The 7631-nt window shown below is 69.6% G+C and carries 7 protein-coding genes; 6 read left to right on the top strand and 1 reads right to left on the bottom strand.

The window, feature by feature from the left end; translation table 11 throughout:
• Positions 1 to 28: 28 nt before the first annotated feature.
• The gene (locus V7E09_RS01700; RefSeq protein ID WP_324522940.1) at positions 29 to 1021 is read right to left on the bottom strand and encodes a LacI family DNA-binding transcriptional regulator; all 993 of its coding nucleotides are present in this window, start codon (positions 1019 to 1021) and stop codon (positions 29 to 31) included.
• Between the two features lie 197 nt (positions 1022 to 1218).
• On the opposite strand from V7E09_RS01700, the gene V7E09_RS01705 reads away from it, so the two are divergent.
• From V7E09_RS01705 to V7E09_RS01730, 6 genes are all read left to right on the top strand, one after another.
• Positions 1219 to 3102 (top strand): glycoside hydrolase family 2 protein, encoded by a 1884-nt coding sequence (locus V7E09_RS01705; RefSeq protein ID WP_324511908.1) that lies wholly within the window; start codon positions 1219 to 1221, stop codon positions 3100 to 3102.
• Between the two features lie 82 nt (positions 3103 to 3184).
• Positions 3185 to 4492 (top strand): ABC transporter substrate-binding protein, encoded by a 1308-nt coding sequence (locus tag V7E09_RS01710; RefSeq protein ID WP_324511909.1) that lies wholly within the window; start codon positions 3185 to 3187, stop codon positions 4490 to 4492.
• A gap of 59 nt (positions 4493 to 4551) precedes the next feature.
• Positions 4552 to 5493, top strand: coding sequence for a carbohydrate ABC transporter permease (locus tag V7E09_RS01715; RefSeq protein WP_324511910.1), 942 nt, complete (start codon positions 4552 to 4554; stop codon positions 5491 to 5493).
• Positions 5490 to 6416, top strand: a complete 927-nt coding sequence (locus V7E09_RS01720) for a carbohydrate ABC transporter permease (RefSeq protein WP_324511911.1) — start codon at positions 5490 to 5492, stop codon at positions 6414 to 6416. Before V7E09_RS01715 ends, V7E09_RS01720 begins: the two co-directional genes overlap by 4 nt.
• Positions 6413 to 7066 carry a hypothetical protein gene (locus V7E09_RS01725; RefSeq protein WP_324511912.1) on the top strand — a complete coding sequence of 218 codons (654 nt, stop codon included), beginning with the start codon at positions 6413 to 6415 and terminating at the stop codon, positions 7064 to 7066. Before V7E09_RS01720 ends, V7E09_RS01725 begins: the two co-directional genes overlap by 4 nt.
• 214 nt (positions 7067 to 7280) lie before the next feature.
• The coding region (locus V7E09_RS01730; protein ID WP_324522941.1) for an NAD-dependent epimerase/dehydratase family protein at positions 7281 to 7631 on the top strand (351 nt) is incomplete at its 3' end.

The raw sequence follows: 7631 nt of genomic DNA on the forward strand, positions 1-7631 counted from the left end.
CCGGGCACCTGCCGGGAGAATCCCCGGGTCAGGCCGAGATGATGGTGTACGGGACGTTGTGGTGCGCGCCCGGATGGGTCTGCGGCGCGGCGATGATGTCGAGGATGATGTCGGCTGCCTCGTCGACGCCGGGGTTGACGGTGGCGAAGCCCGGGACGTGGAAGCGTCCCTCTTCGATGCCGTCGAACCCCATCACCTCGACCTGGTCAGGTACGGGGATGCGGTTGCTGCCCAGGGTGTAGAGGGCGCCGAGCGCGAGGGTGTCGCTGAAGCACAGCAGGCCGTCGAAGGCGACGCCGCGATCGAGCAGCTCCTGGACGGCGCGGGATCCGGCCGCGCGGTTGAAGTCGTCGACGACGCCGATCAGGGCCGGGTCGACGGCGAGCCCGGCACGGGCGAGGGCTTCTTCGTAGCCTTGGTAGCGCAACTGCGAGGTGGCGGAGGCGCCGTCGTCTTGGCGCCCGACCGCGGCGATGCGGCGTCGCCCGCGCGCGAGCAGGTAGTCCGTCGCGGCGGCCGCGGAGGAGACGTTGTCGATGCCGACGTGGTGGATGCTCGGCCCCACCAGCGCCTCGGCCTCCTCTCCGATGAGGATCAGCGGGGGCGTCTGCGGGCGTCCCTCCAGGTCGGCGGCGGTGAGCCGCAGCGGGCTCATGACGAGCCCGTCGAGGGCGGGGAAACCCTCGCCGGAGGCCATCGCGACCTCGGTGGCGTGGTCGCCTCCGGTCTGGGCGATCAGGACGGTGAGCGCGCGACGCTGGGCGCGGGTGACGAAGCGCGACGCGAACTCGGCGAAGTAGGGCTCGCGGAGGTCGGGCAGCACGAGGGCGATGAGGCCGCTGTGTCCGCCGCGCAGCGTGCGGGCGGCGAGGTTGGGGCGGTAGCCGAGGTCGGCGATGGCGTCGAGGATGCGCGCCCGAACCTCATCGCTCACCCAGCCGGTGCCGTTGACGACGTTGGAGACCGACTTGGCACTGACCCCGACCCGGGCGGCCACGTCCGCCAGCGTTACCCGTGCCATCTGTCCCCTTCCCTCGGCCGAATCTTTGCAGGTTGCCTTCCTTCTGCCACCCCTTGACCGTAGTTCAGCGTGGAACTATTGTGCAGTTCAACGTGGAACTACGTAGTCGTAGATCGACGAGTTCATGCCGGAGGCGGCATAGTTCAACGCTGAACTGCGGTCGTGCGGCGATCGCTAGAAGAGAAGGTGAGTGCCAGGTGTCCCACGAGTCTCGCGAAACTGCGGTCGAGGCGCTGCGCGCCAGCAGGATGGACCAGGCGCGACCGCGCCCCCACCTGGTGCGTGACTCCTACCTCGACCTCGGCGGCGCCTGGGGCTTCGCCCACGACGACGACAACCTCGGCGTCCGAGAGGGATGGCAGGACGGTCGGCCGCTCGCCGGAGCGATCACGGTGCCGTTCCCGCCCGAATCCGCCGACTCGGGCGTGGGGGAGACCGGCTACCACCCGGTCGTCTGGTACCGGCGCGAACTCGACGAGGGCGACCTCGCCCGGCTCGGGCACGCCCCGGGGAATCGGCTCATCCTCCACTTCGGTGCCGTCGACTATCGGGCCAGGGTGTGGCTGAACGGGCAGGCGGTCGGCGATCACGTGGGCGGGCACACCCCCTTCGCGGTCGACCTCACCGACGCGCTCGGACGCGAAGCGAACACGCTCGTGGTCCGCGCCGAGGACGACCCCCACGACGTCTCCCAGCCCCGCGGCAAGCAGGACTGGATGCGCGAGCCGCACACCATCTGGTACCACCGCACCACGGGGATCTGGCAGCCCGTGTGGCTGGAGTCCGTTCCCGCCCAGCACGTCACCGACCTGTGCTGGACCGCCGACCTGACCGCCGGAACGGTCAGCGTCGAACTCGACCTGAGCCTGCGGCGTGCCTGCCGCGTCCACGTCACGGTGGCGCACGACGGCGTCCCCCTGGGCGCAGCACAGGTGTCCACCAGCGACACCACGACGACGCTGACGTTCCCGTTGGACGGGCAGCGCAACGGCCAGGCCAGCGAGCGGCTGCAGTGGCGGCCCGACTCGCCGACCCTGCTGGACGCCTGGGTCCGCGTCGACGTCGACGGGCAACCCTCCGACGTGGTGGCGACCTATCTGGGCCTGCGCACGGTGGGCTGGGACGACGGCGCCTTCCTCGTGAACAACCGGCCGGTCACGCTGCGCTCGGTGCTCAGCCAGGGGTACTGGCCCGGCTCGCACCTGGCCGCCCCCTCCGGGGACGCCCTGCGCCGCGAGGCCGAACTCATCGTGGAACTCGGGTTCAACGCCGTCCGGGTGCACCAGAAGATCGAGGACGACCGGTTCTTGTACTGGGCCGACCGGCTCGGGCTGCTCGTGTGGGCGGAGATGCCCGCCACCTACGCGTTCGACCAGCGGGCGATCCGCCGCACCCTCACCGAGTGGAGCGCCGCCGTCGTCCGGGACCGCAGCCACCCCAGCGTCGTGACATGGGTGCCGCTGAACGAGAGCTGGGGCGTCCAGCACATCGCGTCCCGCCCCGACCAGCGTGCCCTTGCCGACGCCCTGTACTTCCTGACCAAGGCGCTCGATCCGACCCGGCCGGTCATCTCCAACGACGGCTGGGAACAGTCGACCTCGGACCTGTGGACGCTGCACGACTACGAGGCCGACGGTGCGGTGCTCGCGGCCCGCTACGGCGTCGAGGAGTCCGCGCTGCGGGCCATGCTCGGCGGCATCGGCCCCGCGGGACGCGTCGTCCGGCTGCCCGGCACCGTCGACACCCGCCAGCCGATCATGCTGACCGAGTTCGGGGGGGTCAGCTGGTCTCCCGGGGAGGTGCCGCGGGACGCCTGGGGCTACTCCGAAGCCGACAGCGCCGACGACTTCGCACGGCGAATCGGGGCGATCTTCGCTGCCGTCCAAGCCGGCACCCGCGACGGACGGGGACGCTCCCACGGCCTGGCCGGATGGTGCTGGACGCAGCTCACCGACACCCTGCAGGAGAGCAACGGCCTGCTGACGCACGACCGGGAACCCAAACTGCCGATGCCCGTGCTGCGGGCGATCGTCCAGGGGACGGCTCAGCCCCCCGCCGACGAGACGACGGCAGACGCATGATCGCCGGACCAGACAGCCGGGGACTCCCCGGAATCCACACCAACCGCGGGCGATGAAGCCCGCACCAAGGAGGAGGAATCACATGTTTCGACGTATTCGAGGGTGGCTCGTCGCTGGCGTCGCCACGGCCCTCGTACTCACGGGCTGTTCGGCGGGAGGATCGGCCCCCGCCCCCGCCGAGACGGCATTCAACAAGGACACCGCCGCAGAGATCACGTTCTCCTGGTGGGGCAACGAGGACCGCGCCAAGCGGTTCGAACAGGTCATCGGGATGTTCAACGAGGAGTACCCCAATGTGAAGGTGGTGCGGAACTTCAACTCGTGGGGCGACTACTGGACGGCCCGCAACACCGAAGCCGCAGGCCGGGCGCTCCCCGACGCGGTCATGATGGACGCCAGCTACCTGGGTGAGTACGCCAACAAGGGGCTGCTGAAGGATCTCGGCCCGTTCCGCCAGAACACCCTCACGCTGGAGGGGGTCTCCGACAGCGTCCTGGGGTCGGGCACCATCGGCGACAAGCTGGTCGCGGTGCCGCTGGGCACCAACGCCTACTCGATGATGTACAACAAGAAGGTTCTGGACGCCTACGGCATCGAGTACCCGACCAGCGACATGGACTGGAACCAGCTCAACGCCTTCCTGATGAAGGTGAACCAGGCGGGTGCGGGCGCGGACCCGCGCATCTACGGGGCCGAGGACTACACCGGCGGCTTCCCGGGCTTCATCTACCACCTGATGCAGTCGGGCAACGAGGTCTTCACCGCCGACGGCAAGCCGACCTTCACCGAAGCCGATGTCGTCTCCTACCTGGACTCCACGGCGTCCATGCGTGACGCGGGCGACTTCTACCCGATCGCGCGCAGTATCGCGCTGTCACCCAAGGGCGGCTTCCTGGCCGGCGAGACGGCCGTGTGGTTCAACTTCTCCACCACCGTCCAGCAGGCGATGAGCGACATCGGCACCGAGGAGATCGGCATGGTGGCCCCGCCGCGGGCCAACGGTTCGAGCGAGCGGATCCTGGCCTCGCACCCGAGCATGTTGTTGGCGATCGCCGAGAACTCCAAGCAGCCGCAGGCCGCCGCCGCGTTCGTGAACTTCCTGGCCACCTCGCCGAAGGTCGCCGAGGTGTTCGGGACGTCCCTGGGCACCCCTCCCACCCAGGAAGGCCGCGACGCCATCAACCAGACCGCTGCCGACAAGGTAAACCTCGGCTACCTGGACGCGGTCAAGAGCGACATGACGGCGGGCTACCCGATCCTCCCCGCGGGCTACGGGACGATCGAGGCCAAGTGGACCGAACTGCATGAGCGCCTGCGCTACGGCGAGCTGACCACCCAGCAGTTCGGGCAGGAGCTCTTCTCCGAGATCTCCCTGGTGCTCGGACGCTGATTCCTCGTGATCTGGTGCCGGTCGTCCGCGGCCGGCACCAGGCAGAAAGGAGCCCACGCATGACTGCGACAACAACGACCCAGCCCGCGGCCCGCGACAACCGGCCGCGACGGAGGCGGGAGGCGCGCGCGGGCTACGCGTTCCTCAGCCCCTGGCTTCTTGGGTTCTTCGTCCTCACGGTGGGGCCGATGATCGCCTCCCTGTACCTGTCGTTCACCGACTACAACCTGTTCAGCGCGCCCCGCATCGTCGGCGTCGACAACTACGTGCGCCTGTTCAGCGACCCCAACTTCCTGCAGGCGGTCAAGGTCACCGGAACCTACGTGCTGGTGGGAACCCCGTTGAAGCTGCTCGCCGCCCTCGCGGTCGCCATGCTCTTGAACATGCCGCGACGCGGTCAGGGTTTCTACCGCTCGGCCTTCTACCTTCCCTCCCTGATCGGCGGCAGCGTCTCGATCGCCATCGTCTGGAAGGCGATGTTCCTCGACGGAGGCATCGTCGCGCAGGTGGGTTCGGTCCTGGGCGGGCCGCCCGCCAGCGAGGGCGGCTGGGTCGGCGACCCGTCGCGCACGCTGCCGCTGCTGATCTTGTTGACCGTGTGGCAGTTCGGCGCCCCGATGGTGATCTTCCTCGCCGGGCTGAAGCAGGTGCCGGTCGAGCTGTACGAGGCGGCCGCCGTCGACGGCGCCGGCCCGATCCGGAGGTTCTTCGCGGTCACGTTGCCGATGCTGTCGCCGGTGCTGTTCTTCAACCTGCTGCTGGAGACGATCCACGCCTTCCAGATCTTCAACTCGGCCTACATCATCTCCAACGGCACCGGCGGCCCCGCGGGGTCGACCCTCTTCTACACGCTGTACCTGTATCTGCGCGGATTCCGCGACTTCCAGATGGGGTACGCCTCGGCGATGGCCTGGGTGCTCGTCGTGGCCGTCGGCCTCGTCACCATCATGATGTTCCGTACCTCGACGGCATGGGTCCACTACGCGGGAGATGAGCGATGAGCGCACCGGATAACTTCGTCGAGACAGTGCCGGACGCGACGCCCGGCTCCCCGGCCCCGGCTCAGCCGCGACGCTCCCGGGCCCGGACGCGCAGCAGGATCGGCGGCCTCGTGTTTCACGTCTTCTCGCTGGCCGTGGTCGTCGTGATCCTGTACCCGGCCGCCTGGATGCTGATGTCGTCGTTCAAGCCGAGCAACCAGATCATCGGCTCGGTCAGCCTGATCCCCGAGGGGGGCGGCTTCCAGAACTATGCGACCGCTCTGGAGGGCATCGGCGGGGTGTCGTTTTGGACCTTCGTGGTGAACTCGCTGGTCCTGGCGGTGGCCTCCGTCGTCGGGATCACCCTGTCGTGCTCGGTGTCGGCCTACGCGTTCGCGCGGATCACCTTCCCGGGGCGGGGGATCTTCTTCGGCTGCATGATCGCGACGATGCTGCTGCCGTTCCACGTCGTGATCATCCCCCAGTACATCGTGTTCAACCAGTTGGGCATGATCAACACGTACTGGCCGCTCCTGCTGGGCAAGTTCCTCGCGGCGGACGCCTTCTTCGTGTTCTTGATGATCCAGTTCATGCGCGGGCTGCCCCGCGAGCTGGATGAGGCGGCCCGCATCGACGGTGCGGGGCACGTCCGCACGTTCGGCTGGGTGATCCTCCCGCTGATGAAGCCCGCCCTGGTGACGAGCTCGATCTTCGCCTTCATCTGGTCCTGGAACGACTTCTTCGGACCGCTGCTGTACCTGAAGGCGCCCGGCATGTACACGATGCCGCTGGCGTTGCGGCTCTACGTCGATCAGACCTCCACCAGCGACTACGGGGCGCAGATGGCGATGGCCATCCTGGCGCTGCTGCCGGTGGTGCTCTTCTTCATGGCCTTCCAGCGTCACCTGGTGCAGGGGGTCGCGACCCAGGGCCTGAAGGGATGAGCAGGGTCAGTGGTGCGGCGGCGCGTCGCCGGGAGCCGGAGGTCTTCGGCGGGCGACGCGTCGCGGCCTTCGGCGAAACTCTCGTCGTCGGCCTCGCGGTCACCGCCCTCGCGCTACCGCTCGTCACGGCCGCCCCCGCCCTGGCGGCAGGCGCCCGCCACCTGACCAACCACGTCGAGGGACGCAGCGACACGGTGGGGTCGCTGTTCCGCGACGGGTGGCGGGCGATCCGCACGGGCTGGCTGTTCGGGCTGGCGTCCGCCGCCGTGGTGGGCGTCCTGCTCCTCAACGTGGCACTCGGACTGGCGGGGCTGGTGCCAGGCGGTCAGGCGCTGGCGATCGTCAGCGCGCTGCTCGCCGCCGGGGTGGCGGTGTGCGTGTGCCGTACGGCGGCCCTGTGGTCGCCGGGGGCCGACTGGCGTGCGCTGTGGCATCAGGGACGCACCCTGGTGATCACCGACCCCGTCGGGAGCGCCTACGTCCTGTCCGGATTGCTGGTCGCCGCCGTCGTCGTGTGGATGCTGCCGCCGCTGGTGGTGATCAGCCCGGGCGTCCTCGTCGTGGCGATGGTCTCCGCCGAGCGGCGCCGGGCCGAACCGACGCAGCGCGCGTCTCGGCCCTCGGCGGGAGGCTCGTCCTCCGGCCGCTGACGGCGCTCGACCCTGGCCGCCGGACCCGGGACCCGGACGGCGCTCTCAGGGGACCGTACTCCCGATGGAGTACGCGACGGCGGTGCGCGCGGACGATGTGAGCCGAAGCCCGGCTCGGGAGGATCGATGTGTCGCGAACACCCGGGAGCGGCGAGGCCGGTGCAGGTGCCGGAGCCACCCCGGGACGCGGCCTCCGCCGACCGAAGGAACCACCATGACCGACCCTTCCAGCCAAGCCCCGCTCCACCTCGTGACGGGGGTGGCGGGCAACCTTGGAAGCTCCGTCGCCGCCCGGCTGCTCGCCGATGGGGCCGACGTCCGCGGCCTCGTGCTGCCCGGCGACCCGGCCGCCGCCCGCGTCCCCGCGGAGGTCGACCTGCGCACCGGCGACGTCACCGACCCGGCGAGCATCGAGCGCTTCTTCGACGCCGAACCCGGACGCCCGCTCGTCGTGATCCACTGCGCCGCGATCGTCACCGTCGAGGCGGGCTTCAGCCAACTCGTCCACGACGTCAACATCACCGGCACCCGCACCATCGTGGACGCCTGCCTGGCCCACGGCGTC

This window comes from Propioniciclava sp. (assembly GCF_036744435.1).
Classification (GTDB): domain Bacteria; phylum Actinomycetota; class Actinomycetes; order Propionibacteriales; family Propionibacteriaceae; genus Propioniciclava.